Genomic DNA, 24,964 nt, shown 5'->3' on the forward strand with positions numbered 1-24,964 from the left:
ACTTAGCGTCTTTGCGGTTAAATAAAATCAGTCTTGAAAAATAAACTTTTAGCGTTTTTCCAACGCATTCTAAACTGGATAAAAAGAAACAAAATAAAATCAGCAATTGCATTTGTGCTCTTGCTGATTTACTATTTTTCCCTTCCCCGAACTTTATTCAAAGAACCGTATTCAACCGTTATTGAAAGTAAGGAAGGAGAATTACTCGGTGCCAAAATCGCCCGAGATGGACAATGGCGTTTTCCTGAACAGGACAGTGTTCCTGATAAATTCAAAAAATGTATTGTTTATTTTGAAGATGAGTATTTCTACAAACATCCGGGATTTAATCCGGGGGCAATGGTAAATGCTTTTAAGCAAAACAGAAAAGCGGGAAAAGTGGTAAGAGGAGGAAGTACCTTAACACAGCAAGTTATCCGATTATCCCGAAAAGGAAAAAACAGAACCTATTTTGAAAAGTTTCTTGAAATTATTCTCGCAACCAGATTAGAATTAGGATATTCTAAAAATGAAATTCTCGAAATGTACGCTGCCCATGCGCCATTTGGAGGAAATGTAGTGGGGTTAGAAATGGCTTCCTGGCGTTACTTTGGCGTGCAGTCGAATCAATTATCTTGGGCAGAAAACGCTGTTTTGGCTGTTTTACCCAATGCTCCAAGTTTGATTTACCCGGGAAAAAATCAGATAAAATTACTGAACAAACGAAACAGGCTTTTACGCAAATTGCATCAGGAAGGAATAATTGATCAGCAGACGTATGAACTTTCGATAGAAGAACCTTTACCTCAAAAACCATATGATCTGCCTCAAATTGCACCGCATTTACTGCAAAGAGCAGCAAAAAGTGAAGAAGGGACCCGAGTAAAAACTACGATTGATTATGCCTTGCAAAATAGGGTAAATCAAATTGCAAGATATTATTACAATCAATATAAACAGAATGAGGTTCATAATCTCGCTATTTTGGTAATTGATGTTCAAAACAGAAATGTAATGAGTTATGTTGGAAATTCTCCAGCCGATATCGATCATCAAAAAGATGTTGATATTATTGATGCTCCAAGAAGTACCGGAAGTATTTTAAAACCGCTTTTGTACGGCGCAATGCTCGATGATGGCGAATTACTTCCCAATACTTTAGTGGCTGATGTTCCAACTCAGATTTCTGGTTATACACCGCAGAATTTTAATCTCACTTTTGATGGTGCTGTGCCGGCTCACAGAGCTTTGTCACGTTCGTTAAATATTCCTGCAGTCTTGATGCTGCAGGATTTTGGGGTAAACAAGTTTTATGAAGAACTGCAAAAGTTTAGATTAAAAAACATAAACAAAACCCCTGATCATTATGGTTTGTCGCTTATTTTAGGTGGAGCCGAAAGTAATCTGTGGGATTTATGCCGAACGTATGCAAATCTTTCTTCTACGGTTAATTATTATACTAAAAATAACGGAAAATACCGAACAAATGAATTCACGGAGCTGAATTATAAAAGCGATTTTAAGCCTGATTTTGGCTCAGAAACGAACCAGAAGAATATTTTAGGAGCCGGATCAATTTGGTTAACCTATAATGCAATGGAAGAAGTTAACAGGCCGGAAGGAGATGAAGCATGGAAATTTTATGACAGTTCTTTAAAAATTGCATGGAAAACGGGAACAAGTTTCGGAAACCGTGATGCGTGGGCAATTGGTACAAATTCAAGATATGTAGTAGGAATCTGGGTTGGAAATGCAACCGGGGAAGGAAGACCAACTTTAACCGGAGTTACAAGTGCTGCTCCAATTTTATTCGACGTTTTTAATTTACTGCCAAGACAAAGATGGTTTGATATTCCGTATAAAGATTTAGAAGAAGTTGAGGTTTGTCGCTTAAGTGGCTATTTGGCAAAAGAAAACTGTCCGAAAATTAAACAATGGGTTTCTAAAAAAGGGAAATCTACTGCAGTTTGTCCTTATCATAAAACAATTCATTTAGATAAAACAGAACAATTTCAGGTAAACAGCAGCTGTGAAAGTATCGAAAATATTGTGACTAAAAACTGGTTTATACTGCCTCCGGTTATGGCTTGGTATTATAAAAGCCAGCATATTGAATATCTGCCTTTGCCACCATTTAAAGAAGGATGCGAAGGAACGCAAAGCAAAACAATGGATTTTATTTACCCGAAAGCAAACAGTAAAATTTACCTGACTAAGGATTTCAATAGTAAAGTACAGCCCGTAATTTTAAAAGTAGCTTATTCTGAAAGAGATAAAGAATTGTTTTGGTATATCGATAATGTTTATAAAGCAACAACAAAAACCTTTCACGAACTGCCTATTACACCAACAACAGGAATACACTATATTACGGTTGTTGATGCTTCTGGAAATGAAATTCGAAGAAAAATAGAAATTGTTAGAGAGTAAATGGTGAAAATAAATTTCAATTTTTAAAATTCCAAATCCCAATGTTTCATTATAAAGCCTGTTTGTCAGGCTGAGCGAAGTCGAAGCCCTTTTGAGCAGGGAAGCCTTCGACTTCGCTCAAGGTGACATTATGTTTGAAATGCTGTATGAAATTGCTTCGTCCCTCGCAATGACGCACAAAAAAACCGCCCCGATTCATCGGGGCGGTTTTGTTTTTTTATTCTGAAATAACATTTCCTTTTTTATCATAGAAATGGTATTCTAAGTACGTGTAAGCGTCACGAGGTATGATTTTCACCCATTTCTTATGTTCAAAAAACCATTTTGAACGTAATGATGGAAAACCTTTGCTGAGGTATGCAGCCACAAACGGATGTACATTAAGCACAACTTTATTGTGGGTTTTTAAAAGTCTGTCTAAATCGGAGGTGATTTTATCAATGATTAATATTGGCGCTTCAATTTCGCCATTTTCATTGTTTGGATCTTCTTCTCTAGTTTTTATATTAACTTCTGGTCTTACGCGCTGTCTTGTAATCTGGACTAAACCAAATTTACTCGGCGGTAATATTTTATGCTTTGCTTTATCGTCGCTCATTTCTTCTCGCAAGAAGTCGAACAAAACTTTCCTGTTTTCTGGATTAGACATATCGATAAAATCAACTACGATTATTCCGCCCATATCTCTCAGACGAAGTTGTCTGGCGATTTCTGCAGCGGCAATCATATTTACTTCCATGGCGGTGTCTTCCTGGTTGGTTGCTTTATTCGAACGATTTCCGCTGTTTACGTCTATAACGTGAAGAGCTTCAGTGTGTTCGATGATAAGGTAAGCCCCTTTACTCATAGAAACGGTTCTGCCAAAAGAAGTTTTGATTTGTCTCTCTATATTGTATTTCTCAAAAATTGGAGTGTCATTTGATTGATAAAACTTAACAATCGATTGTTTCGAAGGTGCAATTTCTTGCAGATATTCCTTCGTTTGGTGGAACAACTCTTCATCATCTATTTGAATACCGCTGAAGGTATCATTAAATACATCTCTTAATATTGAAGAAGCTCTGTTAAGCTCTCCTAATACTTTTGATGGATGATGAGCAGTTGGTAATTTTTTACACATTGCAGACCATCTGCCAAGCAGGTTCTGCAAATCTTTTTCTAATTCGGCTACGTTTTTGCCTTCGGCTACTGTGCGAACAATAACACCAAATCCTTTAGGTTTGATCGATAGAACAAGTTTTTTTAGACGATCCTTTTCTTTTTTGTCTTCTATTTTTTGAGAAATAGAAACACGATCAGAAAAAGGAACTAGAACAATAAATCGTCCGGCAAGAGAAAGCTCAGCACTTATTCTTGGGCCTTTGGTCGATATAGGTTCTTTAACTACTTGAACTAAAACAGATTGATTGGCACTTAAAATATCAGTAATGATGCCATCTTTGTCAATCTCTTTTTCAAACTGAAAGGTTTTTAGGGAGAAATCTTTTAATTTACCTGCGCTTACAAGTTTTATGAATTTCAGTTGGGAAGCTAGGTTAGGTCCTAAATCGTGATAATGTAAAAAGGCATCTTTTTCGAAGCCTACATTTACAAAAGCAGCATTAAGTCCGGCAACTGGTTTTCTGATTTTGGCAATAAAAATATCACCAACCTGAAAGTTGCTTTTCTCTTCTTCTTTGTGTAATTCAATTAGTTTTCCATCTTTTAATAAGGCAAAATCTACGGCTTCAGAACTAGATCTAATGATTAATTCTTTATTCACACTGTAAATTTTTATCTGTTTTTTCAGAAAATAGAGTAAAGAGTAAAGAATATAGACTTAGTAAAAATCTAAAGTCTTAAATCTAAAGTCTAAAATCTTATCTACAGATGGATTAAACAATATTTTAACAGGTATTGAACCCGGGGAAAAGAAGATTAGTAGAGAATAGAACAAGGAGCATAGATTCTTACGTCTATCTTCTATTTTCTTTACTCTTTCATCTTTTTTCAATTTCAATGAACGTTTAAAAAGAAAAAAGTAGTTTAAAACTACTTTTTCTTTTTATGACGGTTAGCTCTCGCTCTTTTCTTACGTTTGTGAGTAGCTACCTTATGTCTCTTTCTTTTTTTACCACTTGGCATATCGTGTCAGATTTATGTTAATTAATATTATTTTGCTTCGTTGTTAGTTTTAACTCCTTCTACAAATACTTTTGCAGGTTTAAACGCAGGGATGTTGTGTGCTGGAATTTTGATTGTAGTGTTTTTTGAGATGTTTCTACCAGTTTTTTCAGCTCTGGTTTTTACAATAAAACTACCAAAACCTCTTAGGTAAACATTGTCTCCTGTTTCTAAAGAAGTTTTTACTTCTTCCATAAAAGTTTCTACTGTTGCTTGAACATCTCCTTTTTCAAGACCTAATTTCTCTGAAATTTTCGCTACGATATCTGCTTTCGTCATTTTCTTTCCTATTTTATTTATAAATGGTGTACTATTTTTTTGAGTTTGCAAATATAGGAATTAAAAAAATAATTAATCAAGCTAATTCGTTAAATTTTAATTACATAAACATTTACTTTTGCATTTTAAGGATTTGACGATGAATTTTCATAACACGCTGATAAAATGGTACTTACAAAACAAACGTGATCTTCCATGGCGAAAAACGGCCGATCCGTACCAAATTTGGCTCTCAGAAATTATGCTGCAGCAAACAAGAGTTGCGCAAGGAATGCCTTACTTTTTTGCTTTTACAGAGGAATTTCCTACAGTTTTTGATCTTGCAAATGCATCTGAGGAACAAGTTTTAAAACTTTGGCAGGGACTCGGATATTATTCGCGTGCCCGAAATCTTCATAAAACGGCAAAATACGTCGCAGAGGATCTAAACGGAAGTTTTCCTCCTTCTTATAAAGAACTTTTAAATTTAAAAGGTGTAGGCGAATATACTGCCGCGGCAATTGCTTCTTTCTCCTATAATGAAGCCGTTCCCGTTGTAGATGGAAATGTATTTCGCGTACTTTCCCGCTATTTTGATATTGAATCGGATATTGCGATTCCTGTAACAAAAAAAGAATTTACAAAACTGGCTTATGAATTAATGCCAAAAGATAATCCTGCGATCTTCAATCAGGCAATAATGGAGTTTGGTGCGCTGCAGTGCGTTCCTAAAAGTCCTAATTGCCCTGCCTGTGTTTTTAACGACAGCTGTTTAGCGTTGCAGAAAAAGAAAGTCGATTCTTTACCTGTAAAATCTAAAAAAGTAAAAGTGACAAACCGTTTCTTTAATTATCTGGTTTTAGAAGATATTTTAGGAAACACTATTGTTCAAAAAAGAACCGCAAAAGGAATCTGGCATAATTTGTATGAGTTTCCTCTTTTTGAAAGCAGCGAAATTATAGATTTTAATAGTATTTCAGAAATAGTACAAAACGATATGTTTTCTTCCTATACTATATTAGGTATAGAAGAATGCAGCGAAGCGACCGTAATTCATAAGCTTTCGCACCAGCATCTTCATATTCAATTTTGGAAAATAAAAATTAACAAAGTACTTGAAAACGGAATTGATTTGAAAACTTTAAAAAGTTTTCCTTTTCCAATTGTATTGTATAATTTTATAGAAAAGCAGGAAATAAATTGCTAAAAAAATGTATCTTTGGTAGAAATACCACTATTAATTATGAATGGAACATTAAATAAGGTTATGCTTATTGGTCATTTAGGCGATGATGTAAAGATGCATTATTTTGATGGAGGGAACTGTATTGGACGCTTTCAGCTGGCTACAAATGAAGTTTATATTAATAAAACGACCAATGAAAAAATAACATCTACAGAATGGCATAATTTGGTTGTGCGTAATAAAGCTGCCGAAATTTGCGAAAAATACCTTTCTAAAGGTGATAAAATATATGTTGAAGGCCGTATTAAGTCAAGGCAATGGCAGGCTGAAGACGGTACGACAAAATATACAACAGAAATTCAGGTTACAGAATTTACTTTTCTGACTACCAAAAAAGAAACTGGAAATCATAGGCCGAGCCACGATCAGGAATCCGCAAAAAACACTAACTTTGATGCGCCAAACGAAGGCTTGCCAATTAATGATCTGCCTTTTTGATTGTTTAACTAATCTTATGTAATTTGGACCCGGAGCCCAGTTTATTATTTACTACAATTTTAGACACCAATTTAATAATTGGTTTTGTCGGAATATTTATTTTGCTGTTTTTATCAGCAATTATTTCAGGTGCCGAAGTTGCACTTTTTTCTTTGTCTCAAAAAGATATTGACGATACGCTCCAGGAAAACCTTTCAAAGGGAAAAATTATTTCTGATCTTTTAGATAAACCTAAAAAACTTTTAGCGACCTTGTTAGTAGCCAATAATTTTTTAAATATTGGAGTCGTTATCTTGTTCTCATTCATTGGCAGAAACATTTTTGCAGGAGTCGAATCGCCTGTTTTAAAATTTATTTTAGAAGTAATTCTGGTTACTTTTCTAATTTTATTGTTTGCCGAAGTTTTACCAAAAGTTTACGCAAGCCGAAACAATATAAAATTTGCCAAACGTTTCGCTTATTCCATTTCAATTTTAGATAAATTACTGTCGCCAATAAGCTTGCCTATGCGCAGCGTTACTTTATATTTGCATAATAAACTAGGAAAACAAAAAAACAGCTTTTCGATAAATCAGCTTTCTCAGGCTTTAGAATTAACAGATTCTGAAGGAACATCATCAGAAGAACAAAAAATATTAGAAGGAATTGTTTCTTTTGGAAATACAGATACAAAGCAGGTTATGAGCCCGAGGATTGATATATTTGCGTTAGAAATAACAGAATCATTTTCAGCTATTTGTCCTAAAATAATTGAGAAAGGATTTTCGAGAATTCCGGTTTATAGAGATAATATTGACCAGATAGAAGGCGTTTTGTTTGTGAAGGATTTATTGCCACATATTGACAAAGACAATTTTGACTGGGCATCATTAATAAGAGAAGCATTTTTTGTTCCCGAAAATAAAAAACTGGATAATTTATTAAAGGATTTTCAAAGTCTTAAAAGTCACCTGGCAATTGTAGTTGATGAATACGGGGGAACATCCGGATTAGTTTCTTTAGAAGATATAATCGAGGAAATAGTAGGGGATATCAGCGATGAATTTGATGATGAAAATTTAAATTTCTCTCAAATAGATGAAAAGAATTTTCTTTTTGAAGGAAAAATAAATCTTAAAGATTTCTATAGGATTGTCGATGTTGACGAAGATATATTTGAATCTCATAAAGGTGAAGCCGAAACCCTTGCCGGATTTATTTTAGAAATTCTGGGGAATTTCCCTAAAAAAGATCAAAAAATAGCTTTTGAGAACTGTGTTTTTACAATAGAAACGGTTGATAAAAAGCGTATAAAACAAATAAAAGTAACAATAGAATAAATGTTTAAAAGAATAATTTCGGTCGCGGTAATTTTGTTCACATTAACAGTTGTAAGCTGTAAAGATGACGTTTTGCCCAAACCGGCCAGTTTCCTTAGGTTAGATTATCCAGAAGCCAAATATGTCAATTTTGAAAACAATTGTCCGTTTGCTTTTGAAATGAATGAAGATGCCGTTATTAAAGGAGAAAAAGACTGCGGATTTGCGATTACATATCCAAAAATGAAAGCTACGATTTATTTGACCTATAAACCTGTGCACGGCGATATTGAAAAGCTTTTAAAAGATGCTCAAAAATTGACTTACGAGCACGTTATTAAAGCCGATGATATTTTAGAACAGCCGTATTTAAACGCAGAAAAGAAAGTATACGGAATGTTTTATCAGGTTGATGGAAACGCCGCTACAAACTCTCAATTTTACGTTACAGACAGTACAAAACATTTTATAACAGGATCAGTATATTTTTATGCAAAACCAAATTTTGACTCCGTAATGCCGGCTGCGAGTTATATCAAAAATGATATGCAGCGATTAATGGAAACATTAAAATGGAAATAAGAAATAAAAAAGGCGTTCAATTGAACGCCTTTTTTTATTGAGAAACTTTAAACTTAAGATTTAAAGTTTGAAACTTTATATGTTTTTCCGTCTCCGGTTTCCTGAACAACTTTAGTTAGAGATTCAGAATTTTGAACTGTTTTGTCGAATGTAACAGTTGCTGATTTTTTATCAAAATCAACAGTTGCTTTTTCTACACCTTCTAAATTAGATAATTCCTGTTCGATAGTTTTGGCACATCCAACTGCACAAGTCATTCCTTCGATATTGAAACTTGCTGTTTGTACGTTTTCTGCAGCAATTGGTTTGTGTTCTTTTGGAGTAGTTTTTTCAGCATTAATTACTGCTAAACTTTTATCTTCTTCTTTTTTACAGCTTACGAATACTAAACCAGCAATTGCTAATGAAGCTATGATCTTTGTGAATTTCATATTATGAGAATTTAATTTACTAATAATTTTCTTTGCAAAATTAATAAAAAGGAAGAGGCTAATTCGTAAAAATAGTACAAATTTGCAGTAAAATACTTTTTATGGATGCAAAACAATTAAAGTGGGCTTACTTGTTAGTATTGTCGCTAATTTGGGGAAGTTCTTTTATTTTAATAAAAAGAGGATTAGTTGGTTTAACTGCGATTCAGGTTGGATCTTTCCGAATTATTTTTGCAGCCCTTTTTTTATTGATTGTTGGTTTTAAAAGTTTAAAAAAGATTTCTCGCCGTCAATGGAAATTTGTCGCTATAACTTCTTTTTTTGGGACTTTTACTCCGGCTTTTCTTTTTGCGATTGCCGAAACCGAAGTTGACAGCTCAATTGTAGCCATTTTAAATTCGCTTACGCCTTTAAATACGTTGGTTTTGGGAATATTAATTTTCGGGATTCAATTTCAAAAACGACAGGTTTTAGGTGTTTTTGTTGGTTTAATTGGATGTTTGTTGCTGGTTTTAAGCGGCGCAGCATCACATCCGGGACAAAATTATTATTATGTAGTTTTGGTAGTTATCGCAACACTTTGTTATGCGATAAATGTCAATTTAATTAAAAAATATTTATCTGATTTAAATTCGGTGAGCATTACAACAGGAAACTTTGCTGTTTTGCTTATTCCAGCGTTACTTATTTTAAGTACGACAGATTTTCCTCAAAGAATAAATCTTGAAGCAACACAGCATTCTGTTTTCTTCGTCATGATTTTAGGAATTTTAGGAACCGGAATTGCCAATGTTTTGTTCTTTAAATTAATTCAGATTTCGTCTCCGGTTTTTGCAACATCGGTGACATATTTAATTCCAATTGTTGCTTTTTTCTGGGGATTATTAGACAATGAAATGCTTACACCAATTCAGTTTTTTGGTGCTTTTATTATTTTGATTGGGGTTTATTTATCGGCTAAGAAGTAGCTTTTAGTTTATGTTATTTGTAAAAGGTTAGATGTAAATTTGATCTAATACGAATGTCACCCTGAGCAAAGTCGAAGGGCGCAAAGAGCGTCGACTTCGCTCAGCCTGACAGAACAGAGCATAAAAAAAGCTTTGTCAAAGTTTAAAACTTTGACAAAGCCTATGAGAAAAAAAATCTTAGTCCCGATAGCTATCGGAATAGTATCTCAGTAACTCAGAACCTTTGTCCCTTTGCAACTTTGAACCTTTCTAAAGAAAATCTGCATCCGAAACCCCTTCATTAATCTTGATATCTGTCATTTTGATATCTAATTCAAAACCTACATTTTGAACTAAGTTAAAAGGAACTTTTACGCCTTTTACTTCTCTGTAATCGTTGAAGTTTGTTATTTGCGTAACCGATTTTCCGTCTTGTTCGCGAATTTTCGATTTTGCAACTTTCAATCCAGATTTTACATCATAATAATGAGTTGTGTTGCCGTCTTTAATTGCGTATGCGTCGCTTCCGTTAATTGGTTCAATGCTATCTACTTTAAGGTCTGTTCTTTTTACTAATTGTAACTCTTCAAAAGGAGCGGCATTTGCTTTCATTTCTTTAAGATCATCGCCTTCAAGATTTTTACGTTTTCCTTGCTGCTCGATATAGGCGCCTTTATCATTTACAACCTGTTTCATCAAATTCATAGTTCCCATAGAAAGAGAAACCATCATTTTTCCTTTAGAATCCAATTTTGAAGTAAAAGTCAGTGGAGCCGGAGCTTGCGGAACTTTTGTTGTTCCGTCCATATAAAGTGTTTTTACGGCAGTTACGGCTTTTTCTCCGCCAATAGCTTTGATGTAATTTTCGAAAACAGTTTTTGCTGTAATACCTGCAGGAGCTTCTTTTTTAACAGCTGGTTTTTCAATTGGATTTCCGTATTTATCAAAATAGTAAATCGGGATTTGAAGTTTTTCTAAACCAGAAATTACGTCAGAACCTTTCCCGACAACAACAATTCGCATATTGTCGAGTAAAAAGTATTTGTTTGCCACACGATAAATATCATCGGCAGTTACATTGGTAATTGTTTGGATATATTTTTCGTAAAAATCAGCCGGAAGTTTTTCTGTTTCAATATTTAAAGCATAACGTGCCACAGCCTGCGGTTTTTCTACCTGCATTACAAAACGGCCAATATATCCTGCTTTTACATTTCTCAGAACTTCTGGATCTACTCTTTCGGTACGCACCCTTTTTATTTCTTTTATAAACTGAACAACAGCGCTGTCTGTTACGGCATTACGAACCGCAGACGAAGCTTTGAATTTGGTTACATATTTTCCGCTTCCAATGCTTGAATTTGCGCCATAAGTCCACGCATGCTGTTCGCGTAAATTCATGTTTAAATAGCTGTTGAAATCACCTCCTAAAATTTGATTGGCAATTACAGCAGGGAAAAAATCAGGATCACTCATTTTTAAATTTATAGTATTTACCAACGAAATCTCTGATTGAACCGCATTTGGAACATCAACAAAATCAATTTGAAGTTTAGAGGCATTTTCCGGATTTGGATAGGTGTTTTTTGGAGCAGCTTGTTTTTTCCATCCGCCGAAAAGTTTTTCTACAGCAGTTTTAGTTTCTTTGAACTTAACATCTCCAATAATAACTAAATAAGCATTTTCCGGCACGAAATAAGTAGCATAATTTTTTTGAACATCTTCAAGTGTTACATTTTTTACGGTTTCTTCAGAAAGATATTCTCCAGAAGGATGGTTTCTTCCAAAAGCCAAAACATCAACGACACGATTTGCAATTGCCGGAACACTTTTTTCATCGGCTTTAAGCCCTTCCAATAATTTTGCTTTTTCTTTGTCAAATTCAGTCTGTGTGAAATTTGGCTGTAAAGCACCTTCGGCTAAAAGCTCTAAAACGCGTCCTGAATATTTTGATAGTGAACTTGCAAAAGCACCTTGCGATGTAAAATTGATGTTTGCGCCATAGAAATCAATTTCTTCATTAAAAGCCTCTTTCAAAGTTTTTTTAGTTCCGTTACCAATTAAGCTGCTGGTCAATTCGTCAACACCTTTTTTGTTTCCTTCTGTAAAAGGAGCGTTGTCGAGCGTTAAGTTAAAACTTACTCTTGGTAATTTATGGTTTTCGACAACCAGAACTTTCATACCATTTGCCAAAACAAAGGTTTGAGGTTTTTTAATGTTTACTACAGGCGGGTTTCCTGGTTTTGGCTGTGGACGATCTTGTGCTTGCATAATTCCAGTTAGGAATAAAATGATTAAAAATGTATGTAGATTTTTCATGATTCGATATTCTTAGTTCTGAGATTTTGGGGTAGGAATATAATCTAAAATTAAGCGCTGATTAGGGTTTAGATATTTCTTGGCTACTTCTCTAATTTCTTCTCTCGTAATAGAATGGTAAATATCAATTTCGGTATTAATTAAATTTACATCTCCGTAAAGTAAATAATACGAAGCCAGGTTTTCTGCAATTCCTTCTACGCTTGCATTTGCATTCACAAAATTGTTATCGAATTTGTTTTGTAATTTTTCGTAATCTTTCTCAGAAATCAAATCGGTTTGAAGCTTTACGATTTCTTCGTCCATTTCTTTTAAAATATCGGCTGTAGTATTTGGTGCCATTGGCAGTCCATACAATATATAAGTTCCGTAATCTTCCTGACTAAAACCAACGGCACCAATTTGAAGCGCCATTTTTTTATCGTCGACAATTTTTTTGTACAATTTAGAACTTTTTCCATCGCTTAAATAAGATGAGATCAAATCTAAAACTCTTGCGTCTCTTGTTTTCATAGACGGTGTTCTGTACGAAGCTACAACCATCGGAATCTGAATATTCGGATCTTCATAAGTTGCTTTAATGGTCTGCGTAATTGGCTCTTCGGTGTAAGTTTGTTTTTTAACTTCTTCACCTTTCGGAATTGGTCCGAAATATTTCTGAACCCATTCTTTGGCTTTCGTTTTATCAAAATCTCCTGCAATTACTAAAACTGCATTATTTGGGGTGTAGAATTTTTTATTGAATGCCTGAAATTCTTCAAGCGTTGCCGCATCCAAATCTTTCATAGAACCAATTGTGGTCCAGCGATACGGATGGTTTTTGAACATATTTTTTTTAACCTCCGGAAGAATATTTCCGTAAGGCTGATTGTCGTAACGCATTCTTTTTTCTTCTTTTACCACTTCATTTTGCGTATCAACTCCAATTTTATTGATAATTGGGTGCATTAATCTTTCAGATTCCATCCATAAACCCAATTCTAAATTGTTTGATGGAAAAACTTCATAGTAGTAGGTTCTGTCATCAGAAGTATTAGCGTTATTAACTCCGCCATTTGCGGTAACGATTTTCATCCATTCACCGCGTTTTATATTTTGAGTTCCTTCAAATAATAAATGTTCAAAGAAATGCGCAAAACCGGTTCGGTCCGGACGTTCGTCTTTTGAGCCGACATGATACATTACAGAAGTAATAACTACCGGTGCCGAAGGGTCGTTATGCAGAATAACATGCATGCCGTTATCTAAATTGTATTCTTCAAAAACCACCTTTTGAGCATGAGCTACTCCGCCAAGCATTAGTGCTGCACTTAACATCATTATTGAATTTTTCATAAAGATTAATAAAATTTATATTACCTGTAAAATAGTAGGTAGTCAAGAATTAATTATAGTTACATCAAAAATAACTTTTTTTAATTATCATTTTGAGGTTTATCTTTGTTTTGATTGCAATTTAACAATCTTTTACCTCTAATTAAAGCTGGAATTCCTTTAAAAAGCCTTGAAAAACAGGGGCTAAACTACTTGAAATATTTTTAGTATAAGAGATTGCACAGTAAATTATTAGTTGTATATTTGCAACCTTAAAAATCAATAAATCAATTTGGTATGTATGCAATCGTAGAGATAGCAGGGCAACAATTTAAAGTAAGCAAAGACTTAAAGGTTTATGTTCACCGTTTAGCTAATGAAGAAGGTTCAAAAGTTTCTTTTGACAAAGTTCTTTTATTAGATGATAATGGAAATGTAACTTTAGGCGCCCCAGCTATAGAAGGTGCTTCAGTAGAAGCTAAAGTGTTACAACACTTAAAAGGTGATAAAGTTATCGTTTTCAAAAAGAAAAGAAGAAAAGGATACAAAAAGAGAAATGGTCACAGACAATATCTTACACAAATTGTAATTGAAGGTATTACTGCAGCAGGTGGAACTAAAAAAGCAGCAGCTAAAAAAGCAGTTGTAGCAGAAGATGCAGCTACTGAAGAAGTAGAAGCTCCTAAAGTAAAAAAAGCAGCAGCTCCAAAAGCAAAAAAAGAAGCTACTAAAGAATAATAACAATATTTAAACTCATACGTCATGGCTCACAAGAAAGGTGTCGGTAGTTCGAAGAATGGTAGAGAATCAGAATCAAAACGTTTAGGCGTTAAGATTTATGGTGGTCAAGCTGCTATTGCTGGAAACATCATCGTTAGACAAAGAGGTTCAAAACACAATCCAGGTGAAAATGTTTACATCAGTAAAGATCACACACTACACGCAAGAGTAGCTGGAGTTGTTAAGTTCCAAAAGAAAAGAGATAACAAATCTTATGTTTCTATTATTCCTTTCGAGGCATAATTAACAAGATTTACTTTTTATAAAAAACCCGTTCTGAAAAGATCGGGTTTTTTGTTTTTGTTTTTTTTAAGATAAAGTAATCACAATCTTGTCATCCCGAGGAACGAGGGATCTCACAAGCAGCTCTACAAAGATTGGTCTTTGCGAGGAACGAAGCAATCTCACGTGCTAAATCAATTCTGATCATTGTTAGTGAGGTTGTTTCTTTCCTCGCAATGACAAATTGCAAAAAAAAACCTTTGTCAAAGTTTTAAATTTTGACAAAGGTCTATAAGATTTATTCTAAGCTGATAAGAATTGGAATTTGGAATTTCTAAATTTGGAATTTATCTTATTCAGTATCCTTAGTCTCCTCCAAATCCTCAGTTTTACGTCCCACTTTTACTTTAGGATTATCCTGAGTTCCGGTAACAGTTAACGGAATTCCAAATATTCCCAATGGAGGTAAACCCAAACGCATTTTTAAATTCAATTTTCCGTCTAGGCTTGTTGTTCCTTCAATTCTTGGTCTAAAGCCGGCAAACTTAAATTTAAAGCGCTCTACGGTCATGATATTATTCTTGATCGTACTTTTGATGTCTACTTTTGAAACATCTGGATTTTTCATCGATTCAGAACTTGTTTGTTTGCTTACCGCATTAAACATTTTTAATCCTCGTACTTTTACATCTTTTACAGAAAGCGTTCCCCCGCCTACAAGCGATGGATAAACCGGTTCCATATTTCCGTTTAAGCGTCCTTTCAACTGATAATCTAAAGAAACAATTCCTTGTGCTTTTTCGGCTGCGCTTGCCATTTTTCTAAAAACTTCAATTTCGTTGTATGCCCTTTTAATATCAAAGTCAGATGCTTTTATGGCGTAATCAAAATTTGCTTTTTGCGGCGTTACGGCTTGATAATTGGCATTCATAGCAACCTTACAGCCAATTAAATCAAAACCAGTATTTTGCATGGTTAATTTACCTTTGTTCATGGTTAAATGACCCGTTGCGTTTTGAAGGTTTAACTTATCGAAATTTACTTTTTGGGCATTTGCCAATAATTGTAAATTCAGGTTTGTTGGAATAATAATAACGCCGGTTTGTGCAGTTTCGGTTTTTGTTTCTGGTTTTGGAGCTGAATTTTTTGTTACAGAAGCGTCTGCAGATGTATTCGACATAAATTCGTCTACATTGATATATCTTGCCGAAACATTAAATGAACCTTTTAAAACACCTGTATTTGTTGTTACATAGTTGAAAACATTCTGCAGGTAGCCATTCATTTTAAAATCAGATTGTCCGTATGCAGCTAAGAAATTATTGAACGACATTTTATCCTGATTGATTTTGAAGATTCCTTCTTTAATAATGAATTTTTTAGGCAGATATTCTGATGCAATCCCGATATTTCTTAATTCTAGAGTTCCTTTATTGTACAATTTGCTGTAATTCCCTTTTTCGGCATCACTTTGTTTTCCTTTCAAAACCAAATCTGCTTTTACGAAACCATCCAAATCTAATCCTTTTTGAGAGAAAACTTTATAGATTCTGTTTACATCCAGTTCTCCTTTTGCTTTAATGTCGTAAGCCAAATCATTAAAATCACTTAAATCAGCTTCTACAAAAACAGGTTTTCCTTCAAAAGTAAATTGAGCAGGTTTTAGCTTTATTTTCAAATCGTCAAAAGTTCCCTTTTGATTGTCGATTTTTGATTTTATAGTAATATTGGTAATTGGATTTGGATAATATTTTGTTTTTACATATCCATTTTCTAAATCAAAAACGCCTTTTGTAACAGGGAAAAGCTTATTTTTTTGATCAAATTTTCCATTCGCCTGAATATCTCCGGCTAAAGAACCTTTTAATTCAACATCTGGAATTCCGAGTGCTTTTGTTAATTTGCTCAGATCAATTTTAGCTTTAAAATCAGCATTAATTTCTGGTGCGTTTGCGCCTTTTACAAAGAATTTAGATTTTATATAATCCTTATTAATGTTTAGGGATAAGTTTTTAGCATCAACCGTTAAAAGATCCGGATTTAAAGACGGAACTTTTGTTTTAACTTCAAAATTTAAATTAGAAACCGGAAATGCGCTTTTGTCATAATTTACAAATCCGTTGTCGATTTTAATGTCAAGGTTTAAATCTGGAGCAATATTTTGTGAAGTGATGTAATCTCCTTTTAAAGTAAAAAGTAAAGTAGTATTTCCTTTTAATTCCGTTTTAGAAAGCCATGTAATGTATTTGGGAGGAAAAGCCGTAAATACATCATATAAGTCGCTATTGTCAGATTTAATTACAAAATCCATATTGTAGCCATCTTTTAAAATGTCGAATTTTCCTTTAAAATCGACCAACAGCTGATTGATTTTTAAGTTGTTCTGCTGGAAGAAAAAGGATAATGAGTTGATGTTTACTTTGGTAATTAAATCGGCATCAATTTTTTTATTCATTAAATACGGTTCATCTTCATAGATGATATTTAATTTTTCAATTTTTGCTTTTGAAGATAAATCGAAAACGGCCTTGTTTAAATCACCTTTCCCTAAATAGTTAAAGCCAAGTGCATCAAAGTGAACTTTCGTTGATTTGTCATCATAGATGATTTTGCTGTTTAAAATTTCGATTCGTTCTAATTTTAAAGCAGTATCTGTGCTGTCTTTTGTTTCTGTGGCTTTGGCCTGCGATTTATAAATGTTGTAATTGGCTTCTCCGTTTGGATTAACTTTTACATTGATAAAGGAATCTGATAAATATATCTGGTCAATTTTTACCGATTTACTAAAAATCAAACTGGCTACATTTATTCCAAAAGAAACCTCTTTTGCTGTAATGAATTTTTCGTTTTTGTACGGTGCTGAACCATTAAGGCTTAAATTGTCTAAGGTTAAAGTCAGTGAAGGAAAATGACGAAAAAACGAAACTGAAACATCAGAATAATTCAATTCTGCGCTTAGCCTTTCGTTGGCTGTTTTTTTGATTTGTTCTTTAATTTGATCCTCAAAAACGATAGGCGTTAAAAATAATAGTGCTAAAATAACAGCGAAAGTTATCCCTAAATACTTCGCAATTTTGAATACGATTGATCTGGATTTACTTTTTTGCATAGCAATTTGTGGTGTTTAAATAAAAAAATAGAGTAAAAAAAGGAGTGTAATTTATCCGTGAACAGTTTCTGATTTACCATAATTGGTAATGATAGAACCTTCATATTCAATCCATTCTTTCCATCGTTTATCGATGTCGATATTGTCCTGATATTTTCTGGCGAACCCTAGAAAAGTAGTATAATGTCCGGCTTCAGAAATCATTAAATCACGATAGAATTTAGCTAATTCTTCGTCTTTAATATTTTCTGAAAGCACTTTAAAACGTTCACAGCTGCGGGCTTCGATCATGGCAGAAAATAATAAACGGTCGCAAAGAGCATCACGTCGGCTGCCGTCTTTTTTCATGAATTTAAAAAGCTCATTTACATAATGGTCTTTTCGTTCGCGTCCTAAAGTTAGACCGCGCTTTTTTATAACATCATGAACCATTTGTAAATGCTCCAGTTCTTCGCGGGCAATTACAAGCATTTCGGTGACTAATTCTTCTAATTCAGAGTTGTAAGTCACAATACTGATTGCGTTTGAGGCTGCTTTTTGTTCGCACCATGCATGATCAGTTAAAATTTCTTCGATATTTGACTCAACGATATTTACCCATCTCGGGTCTGTAGCTAATTTTAATCCCAACATAATTTCCCGGCATTTTAGTTCTTGCAAAATTAGTGTTTTTTATTACTAAAAATCAGGAAATGTCGTGGGATTGCGCTGAAAAAAGCATTATTTTGTAAGTTGAAATAAATTACAATGAATCAGATAAAAAAACTTCTCATAATTGGGTTTGTCTGGCCTGAGCCAAATTCTTCTGCAGCAGGCGGAAGGATGATGCAGTTAATTTCTATTTTCAAACAAAATGGATTTGAAATTACGTTTGTAAGTGCAGCACTTGACAGCGACTTTATGGTGGATTTATCTGAATTTGGAGTTATCAAAAAAAGTATTGAACTCAATTCTGCCAGTTTTGATGATTTTATAATTGAATTAAGTCCGGATGTTGTTTTATTTGATCGTTTTATGATCGAAGAACAATTTGGCTGGCGTGTGACCGAAAACTGCCCAAAAGCAATTCGAATTTTAGATACTGAAGATTTACACTGTCTGCGAACTGCAAGGCAGAAAGCTTTTAAAGAAAATCGAAATTTTGAGATCACAGATTTATTTTCTGAAGAAGTGGCTAAACGAGAAATTGCCAGTATTTTAAGATGTGATTTGTCTCTGATTATTTCTGAATTTGAGATGAATATCCTCCAAGATGTTTTCAGGATAAGTAGCGATTTACTCTTCTATCTTCCTTTTTTAGTGAATTCAATGTCTGAAGATGATCTTTCAAAATTACCGTCATTTGAAGATCGCAAGAATTTTGTTTTTATTGGAAATTTTCTTCATGAACCCAATTGGAATACGGTTCAGTATTTAAAAGAGGCGATTTGGCCTTCTATAAAAAAAGATTTTCCAGAAGCTGTTTTAGCAGTTTATGGCGCTTATCCGTCGCAAAAAGTATTGCAATTGCATCAGCCCAAAAATGGATTTTTTATTATGGGAAGGGCAGATGATGCAAATGAAGTGGTGAAAAATGCCAAAGTTGTTCTGGCACCAATTCGTTTTGGAGCTGGTTTAAAAGGTAAATTATTAGAAGCAATGCAATGTGGAACGCCAAGTGTAACAACTTCAATTGGCTCAGAAGCGATGCATGGCAATTTACCATGGAACGGTTTTGTTGAAAATGAAGCATCCAAATTTGCTATAAAAGCAATTGCACTTTATCAGGATGAAAATGTTTGGAAACAAGCTCAAAAAAACGGCGTTGCCATTATTAATGAATGTTATCAGAAAGATATATATTCAGATAAATTAGTGGCTTTAATTAATTCATTATTGATGGATTCCAAAAGTCATCGCCTTCATAATTTTATGGGAAATTTGTTGCAGCATCACGCTTATAAAAGCACAATGTATATGTCAAAATGGATTGAAGCGAAGAATAAGAATTAAGCTTCCATTTTTCCAAAACCTACAGTTTCACGATAAATTTGTGGAGAAACATCGGCATTTGTTTTAAAAAATCGACTGAAATAATGTTCATCATCGTAACCCAATTCATAAGCGATTTCTTTTACAGTTTTATTTGTCATGTACAATTCTCTTTTGGCTTCAATGATGATTCTTTCGGCAATTAAATCAGTTAAGGTTTTGTTGAAATAATTCTTGGATAATTTTGCCAATGCTTTTGGCGAAATGTTCAATAAATCAGCATAATTTCCCGCCGAATGTTTGGTTTTGAAGTTGAGTTCAATAGCATCTTTTAGATTTTGAAGAATCACAGGTTCTTTTGAATCCGGAACGGATTTCATTTCTTCTAATTGTTCTGTTTTTAATCGGGAAGCTGTTATCAAAAAGATTTTTAAATAGGAAATAAGCAATTCATATTGTGCCAATTCTGCATTTTGGATTTCAGTTTTCATTTGGTCTAAAACCATTGCAAAAGTCTGCGCTGCTTGTTCTGTGATTTTCGTGTAAGGTGGCTGGTAAACATTGTTGAATAAAACGCCGTTGCAGGAAACTTCTTTTTGATGCATATGAATGCAGTAAAAATCAGGATGGAAATGAATCGCAATTCCTTCAATTGGTTCGTTTACACAAAGCATAAAAGGCTGATAAGGAGAAAAAGCGAGGAGTGAGTTTTCTTCAAATTGATTTTCTGCAAAATCGGCTTTTACTTTGCCTTTTCCTTTGGTAACCCAAATTAGTGAGAAATAATTATTTCGCTGTAAATGATCAAAATGGCTGTTGTCATCAAATGGCAGCAGTTTAAAAGCTAAATTTCCATTTTGCGGATTAATTAAAGTGAAAACATTCTGACTCATAATTTGTTGTGGTTTTTGGAAATATAAAGATAGTCATGAATTGAATTCACAACTATCTTTATAAATTGTTTTTTGTTTGAATCTTTTGAAATTATAAGCTTGAAACTTCTGGGAAATCAATTTCTGTGTTAGCTGTATTGTTGAAATAGTTTGTTAAAACATTCAATGCTACATGTGCTACAGTTTCTGCAATTTCAGCATCAGAAACTCCTGCGTTTTTAGCTTTATTTACATCTTCATTATTTACTAATCCGTTTTTGCTGATTAAGGTTTTTGCTAATTGTAAAATAGCTTCTGTTTTAGCATCTGCAGAATTTCCTTTTCTTGCATCTTGTAAAACTTGTGCATCTGTTTTTAATAGTTTTCCGCCAATAAAAGTATGAGCTGCTACACAGTAATCACATGAATTGCTTTCTGAAACTGCCAAGGCAATTAATTCTCCTGTTTTTGCACTTAATTTCCCGTGGCTTAATGCACCGCTAAAATTTAAATATCCTTCAAGAACCGCTGGTGAATTTCCCATTGTTCTCATCATGTTTGGAACTACGCCTAATTTTGATTGTACTGCGTTGAATAAATCTTTAGTTTTTCCTGTTACTTCGTCTGGGTTTAATGCTGTTAATCGTGTCATTTTATTTAATTTTTTATGTTATTCATTAGTTGTTGTCTTTTGACATTACAAAGGTGCGACGATTGCAGATTTTAGAACATGGAGAATTTACGCTATGTGGTGGACAATTTTCCCTGAGTGGTTTTTTTGAATAAAAAATCCCCAATTACATTCGTAATTGAGGATTTAAATAATTATGATTTATCCCGAAGGGATTACATATCGGTAGAAAAAATATTATGCATTATGATCATTTGTCCCGTTAGGGACTAAACCAATTCGTTGTAATGTGTAGTCCCTGATGGGACAATAGAAACGGTGATATTTTTTTTCTACCGATATGTAATCCCTTCGGGATATAAATTTACACGGAATTCGTGGTTGTTTTTTATTTTAAAATACCTTTAACAGCCTGAATAGTTGTTGCATGATAACCAGATTTTGCTTTTTCAAAAATTTGATTTGCCCAAACTTTTCCTTCAGGTGTTTTAACCATTTCTTTATAAAGCATCATTACAGATCCTGTTCTGCTGATTCCGATTAAAAATTGTTCAATTGCCGGATAAGCTGGTTTGTATTGATGAATTAATGCCTGAACAAACCATTGGCGTTTAATGATGAAATTACCGCCTTTTGTAAAATTGAATTCATTGTCAATCGCTTCCATTTCTTTTATATTAATATCAGCTGGAAGATGATCTATAAAGTGCTGTTTTTCTGCTGTAGTTGTGATTTTTTTGCTTAAACCTGCAACACCAGTTTCCCTCCAGCTTTTTTGAATTTTATCGATAGCATCAAAATCGACTGAACTTACCGGAAGAATATTTGATGGAATTCCTGGTTTGTAAATCCAGTCTTCTAATTTGATTTTATCAGCTAATGCTTTGTCGTCTTTGATTAGGTTTTCGTTTAAATATTTCACGAAATCTTCTGTCGTAATTGATTTGAAAGCATGTGAATCAAAATAATTTTTAATGAACGGATCGAATTTGTCACGTCCAACAGCATTTTCGATTACTCTTAAAAATGAATATCCTTTTACGTAAGGAATTTGGCTGATTCCGTCATCAGGATTTCTTCCTGTCAGCGAAACTTTAAGTCTAGTATCTGGACTAGTATCTCCATATTCTGCTACATTATCAACTAATTCTTTGTTTGTGATAACATTTTGCATTTCAAATTCTTTCTTTCCGAAAATAGCTTCTCCAATGCGGTGCTCCACATAAGTTGTAAAACCTTCGTTTAACCAAATGTCATCCCAAGTTGCATTTGTAACTAGATTTCCGCTCCAGCTGTGGCCTAATTCGTGTGCTAATAAACTAGTTAACGAACGGTCGCCGGCGATGACGCCCGGAGTTAAGAAAGTAAGGTTTGGATTTTCCATTCCGCCGTAAGGGAAACTTGGAGGTAAAACCAAAACATCGTAGCGTCCCCAGCGGTATGGGCCGTACAATTTTTCGGCAGCAACAACCATTTTTCCAAGTTCTGCAAATTCCCATGCTGATTTTTTCAGCATTGATGGTTCTGCGTAAACTCCGGTTCTTTTGTCGATAGACTGAAATTCAATGTCTCCAACAGCAATTGCCATTAAATAAGACGGAATTGCTTTGTCTTGTTTGAAAGTATAAACTCCGGTATCGTTTTTCTTCTGCGGATTTACTGCGCTCATAACGGCTAATAAATCTTTAGGAACTGTAACTTTTGCATTATAAGTAAAACGAATTCCCGGTGAATCCTGACAAGGAATCCAAGTTCTTGACCATACGCTTTCTCCTTGAGAGAACAAGAACGGTTTCTTTTTATCAGCGGTCTGCTCTGGTTTTAACCATTGAAGTGCAACAGCATCTTTGGTTGTATTGTAATAGATGTTTACTTTAGTTGTATTCGGTTCAATAGTAATATGAAGAGGTTTTCCGTGAAATTCAGTGTCTTCACCAAGTTCAAATTTGGTTTCTTTTTCGTCGTCGCCTAAAGTTACTTTAGTAATGTTTAGTGTGTTTTCGTCGAAAATAATTTCATTTCCTTTACTGATGTTGTCAATTGTCCACGAAGCTTTTCCTGAAATAGTCTGCGTATCAAAATCAACTTTAATGTCAAGATCAAGGTGCTTAACTACAGCAAGTTCTGGTTTAGAATAACTGTGTTCATCTACAACGCTGGTTGGTTTTTCTGTTTGGTCTTTTTTCTGGCAGGCAATTGCTGTAAGAAACAAGATTAAAAAGGTTAGTTTTTTCATTTTATGAAGTATTGAATTTTGAGGATGAAAATTAAACAAAAAATCCCGTCCCGAAAAACTTCGGGACGGGATTTAATTATAAAATTAACAACTAATTACGCCAGCATTGTAACTGGGCTTTCGATGTATTGTTTTAATGTTTGTAAGAACTGAGCGCCAGTTGCACCGTCAATTGTTCTGTGGTCGCAAGCTAATGATAACATCATTGTGTTTCCAACTACGATTTGACCGTTTTTAACTACTGGTTTCTCAACAATTGCACCTACAGAAAGGATTGCAGAGTTTGGCTGGTTGATAATTGAATTAAATTCAGTAATACCAAACATTCCAAGGTTAGATACTGTAAAAGTACTTCCTTCCATTTCTTGTGGTCCAAGTTTTTTGTTTTTAGCTCTTCCTGCAAGATCTCTAACAGAAGCACCAATTTGAGATAAACTCATAGCGTCTGTAAATTTCAATACAGGAACTACTAATCCGTCTTCAACTGCTACAGCAACACCAATATTTACGTGGTGGTTGATGATGATAGCATCTTCTTTCCATTGAGAGTTGATTTTTGGATGTTTTTTCAATGCTAAAGCACAAGCTTTAATTACCATATCGTTGAAAGATACTTTTGTATCAGGAACAGTATTGATTGTTGCTCTTGCTCCCATCGCTTCGTCCATGCTTACTTCGATCACTAAGTTATAGTGAGGTGCAGTAAATAAAGATTCTGCAAGACGTTTTGCGATAATTTTACGCATTTGAGAGTTTTTAATCTCTTCTGTGAAAACTTCTCCGGCAGGAACAAATACTTTTGGTGCAGCAGGAGCAGAAGCAGAAGCTTCTTGCTTAACAGCAGGTGCTGAAGCAGTTTGTCCTTGTGCGGATGGAGTAAAGTTTTCGATATCACTTTTTACGATACGTCCGTTTTCTCCAGAACCTTTAACCTGAGTTAATTGGATTCCTTTGTCAGAAGCGATTTTCTTAGCTAAAGGTGAAGCTAAAATTCTTCCTCCGTTAGAGTTGTCAGCTACGGCTTCCGGTGCTTTTTCAGCAGCAGGAGCAGCTTTTGTTTCTTCTGCAGCAGGAGCACTTGCAGCGCCTCCGGCAGTATAATTGTCAGCAATTCCAGAAATATCAGTTCCGGCAGGGCCAATAATAGCTAATAAGCTGTCAACTGGCGCAGTGTTTCCTTCTTGAATTCCGATGTATAATAATGTTCCAGCATTGAAAGACTCAAACTCCATTGTAGCTTTGTCTGTTTCAATTTCTGCTAAAATATCACCTTCAGCTACAGTATCACCAACTTTTTTCAACCAGGTTGCTACTGTACCTTCCGTCATGGTATCGCTCAAACGTGGCATAGTTACTACTATAACACCTTTTGGCAATTCAGCTGCAGCTTTTGCGGGAGCAGCAGTTTCAGTTTTTGCTTCAGCAGCAGGAGCATCCGCTTTTGGAGCTTCAGCAGCAGGAGCATCACCACCGGCTAAAAGAGCAGAAATATCTTCTCCTTCGTTACCAATGATGGCTAATAATGAATCAACCGGAGCAGTTTCTCCAGCCTGAATTCCGATATGTAAAAGAGTTCCTTCGTTAAAAGATTCGAACTCCATTGTTGCTTTGTCTGTTTCAATTTCAGCAAGGATATCACCTTCGCTAATTTTGTCGCCTACTTTTTTTAACCAAGTCGCTACCGTTCCTTCCGTCATAGTATCGCTCAAACGAGGCATTGTTACTTTAATCGCCATGA

Annotated in this window: 20 protein-coding genes; 9 read left to right on the plus strand and 11 right to left on the minus strand. The window is 34.4% G+C overall.

Annotation, left to right across the window (positions count from 1 at the left end; genetic code table 11):
* Window positions 1–33 precede the first annotated feature (33 nt).
* Entirely contained in the window at window positions 34–2,409 is a 2,376-nt protein-coding gene (pbpC, locus tag ASD98_RS20065) for a penicillin-binding protein 1C (RefSeq protein WP_056207932.1), read from the plus strand.
* Window positions 2,410–2,626: 217 nt separating this feature from the next.
* On the opposite strand, the gene ASD98_RS20070 is transcribed toward pbpC, so the two are convergent.
* Together ASD98_RS20070 and ASD98_RS20075 are read right to left on the minus strand one after the other, a co-directional pair.
* Entirely contained in the window at window positions 2,627–4,171 is a 1,545-nt protein-coding gene (locus tag ASD98_RS20070; protein ID WP_056207934.1) for a ribonuclease E/G, read from the minus strand.
* Between the two features lie 389 nt (window positions 4,172–4,560).
* Complete coding sequence (locus tag ASD98_RS20075) at window positions 4,561–4,851, minus strand: HU family DNA-binding protein (RefSeq protein ID WP_007805026.1); 291 nt, start codon at window positions 4,849–4,851, stop codon at window positions 4,561–4,563.
* A 139-nt stretch (window positions 4,852–4,990) separates the two neighbouring features.
* Between ASD98_RS20075 and mutY the strand changes: the two genes are divergently transcribed.
* The 4 genes from mutY to gldD are packed head-to-tail and all read left to right on the plus strand — an operon-like array spanning window position 4,991 to window position 8,394.
* Entirely contained in the window at window positions 4,991–6,037 is a 1,047-nt protein-coding gene (gene mutY, locus ASD98_RS20080; protein WP_056207936.1) for an A/G-specific adenine glycosylase, read from the plus strand.
* 36 nt (window positions 6,038–6,073) lie between these two features.
* Window positions 6,074–6,514 carry a single-stranded DNA-binding protein gene (locus tag ASD98_RS20085; RefSeq protein ID WP_056207939.1) on the plus strand — a complete coding sequence of 147 codons (441 nt, stop codon included), beginning with the start codon at window positions 6,074–6,076 and terminating at the stop codon, window positions 6,512–6,514.
* A 23-nt stretch (window positions 6,515–6,537) separates the two neighbouring features.
* On the plus strand, window positions 6,538–7,833 hold the full coding sequence (locus tag ASD98_RS20090) for a gliding motility-associated protein GldE (protein WP_056207941.1): 1,296 nt from the start codon (window positions 6,538–6,540) through the stop codon (window positions 7,831–7,833).
* On the plus strand, window positions 7,834–8,394 hold the full coding sequence (gene gldD, locus ASD98_RS20095) for a gliding motility lipoprotein GldD (RefSeq protein WP_056207944.1): 561 nt from the start codon (window positions 7,834–7,836) through the stop codon (window positions 8,392–8,394).
* 53 nt (window positions 8,395–8,447) lie between these two features.
* On the opposite strand, the gene ASD98_RS20100 is transcribed toward gldD, so the two are convergent.
* On the minus strand, window positions 8,448–8,825 hold the full coding sequence (locus ASD98_RS20100) for a heavy-metal-associated domain-containing protein (RefSeq protein WP_056207946.1): 378 nt from the start codon (window positions 8,823–8,825) through the stop codon (window positions 8,448–8,450).
* Window positions 8,826–8,926: 101 nt separating this feature from the next.
* Between ASD98_RS20100 and ASD98_RS20105 the strand changes: the two genes are divergently transcribed.
* A complete protein-coding gene (locus tag ASD98_RS20105) occupies window positions 8,927–9,793 on the plus strand; it encodes a DMT family transporter (RefSeq protein WP_056207949.1) in 867 nt (288 codons plus the stop codon).
* Window positions 9,794–10,042: 249 nt separating this feature from the next.
* Here ASD98_RS20105 and ASD98_RS20110 read toward each other — a convergent pair whose 3' ends face one another.
* Complete coding sequence (locus ASD98_RS20110; protein WP_056207952.1) at window positions 10,043–12,091, minus strand: pitrilysin family protein; 2,049 nt, start codon at window positions 12,089–12,091, stop codon at window positions 10,043–10,045.
* A 12-nt stretch (window positions 12,092–12,103) separates the two neighbouring features.
* Window positions 12,104–13,426, minus strand: a complete 1,323-nt coding sequence (locus ASD98_RS20115; RefSeq protein ID WP_056207955.1) for a pitrilysin family protein — start codon at window positions 13,424–13,426, stop codon at window positions 12,104–12,106.
* A 276-nt stretch (window positions 13,427–13,702) separates the two neighbouring features.
* Here ASD98_RS20115 and rplU point away from each other — a divergent pair, with 276 nt between their 5' ends.
* Entirely contained in the window at window positions 13,703–14,143 is a 441-nt protein-coding gene (gene rplU / locus ASD98_RS20120) for a 50S ribosomal protein L21 (protein ID WP_056207958.1), read from the plus strand.
* Between the two features lie 24 nt (window positions 14,144–14,167).
* Window positions 14,168–14,428 (plus strand): 50S ribosomal protein L27, encoded by a 261-nt coding sequence (gene rpmA / locus ASD98_RS20125; RefSeq protein WP_012023622.1) that lies wholly within the window; start codon window positions 14,168–14,170, stop codon window positions 14,426–14,428.
* Window positions 14,429–14,759: 331 nt separating this feature from the next.
* Here rpmA and ASD98_RS20130 read toward each other — a convergent pair whose 3' ends face one another.
* Both ASD98_RS20130 and ASD98_RS20135 read right to left on the minus strand, forming a co-directional pair.
* Window positions 14,760–17,516, minus strand: coding sequence for an AsmA-like C-terminal region-containing protein (locus ASD98_RS20130; RefSeq protein WP_056207961.1), 2,757 nt, complete (start codon window positions 17,514–17,516; stop codon window positions 14,760–14,762).
* Between the two features lie 51 nt (window positions 17,517–17,567).
* Window positions 17,568–18,149, minus strand: coding sequence for a tRNA-(ms[2]io[6]A)-hydroxylase (locus ASD98_RS20135; protein WP_053472563.1), 582 nt, complete (start codon window positions 18,147–18,149; stop codon window positions 17,568–17,570).
* Between the two features lie 114 nt (window positions 18,150–18,263).
* Between ASD98_RS20135 and ASD98_RS20140 the strand changes: the two genes are divergently transcribed.
* Entirely contained in the window at window positions 18,264–19,508 is a 1,245-nt protein-coding gene (locus ASD98_RS20140; protein WP_056207963.1) for a glycosyltransferase, read from the plus strand.
* On the opposite strand, the gene ASD98_RS20145 is transcribed toward ASD98_RS20140, so the two are convergent.
* The 4 genes from ASD98_RS20145 to ASD98_RS20160 all read right to left on the minus strand — a co-directional run bounded on the left by ASD98_RS20145 (window position 19,505) and on the right by ASD98_RS20160 (window position 24,962).
* Window positions 19,505–20,380 carry a helix-turn-helix domain-containing protein gene (locus ASD98_RS20145; protein ID WP_082577903.1) on the minus strand — a complete coding sequence of 292 codons (876 nt, stop codon included), beginning with the start codon at window positions 20,378–20,380 and terminating at the stop codon, window positions 19,505–19,507. The two genes, ASD98_RS20140 and ASD98_RS20145, sit on opposite strands and share 4 nt — an antisense overlap.
* 91 nt (window positions 20,381–20,471) lie before the next feature.
* Window positions 20,472–21,011, minus strand: a complete 540-nt coding sequence (locus ASD98_RS20150) for a carboxymuconolactone decarboxylase family protein (RefSeq protein WP_056207970.1) — start codon at window positions 21,009–21,011, stop codon at window positions 20,472–20,474.
* A 367-nt stretch (window positions 21,012–21,378) separates the two neighbouring features.
* Window positions 21,379–23,226 (minus strand): hydrolase/aminopeptidase, encoded by a 1,848-nt coding sequence (locus ASD98_RS20155; protein WP_056207972.1) that lies wholly within the window; start codon window positions 23,224–23,226, stop codon window positions 21,379–21,381.
* A gap of 95 nt (window positions 23,227–23,321) precedes the next feature.
* The gene (locus ASD98_RS20160) at window positions 23,322–24,962 is read right to left on the minus strand and encodes a pyruvate dehydrogenase complex dihydrolipoamide acetyltransferase (RefSeq protein ID WP_056207975.1); all 1,641 of its coding nucleotides are present in this window, start codon (window positions 24,960–24,962) and stop codon (window positions 23,322–23,324) included.
* Window positions 24,963–24,964: the final 2 nt, after the last annotated feature.

Source organism: Flavobacterium sp. Root186 (genome assembly GCF_001428525.1).
Lineage (GTDB): Bacteria > Bacteroidota > Bacteroidia > Flavobacteriales > Flavobacteriaceae > Flavobacterium.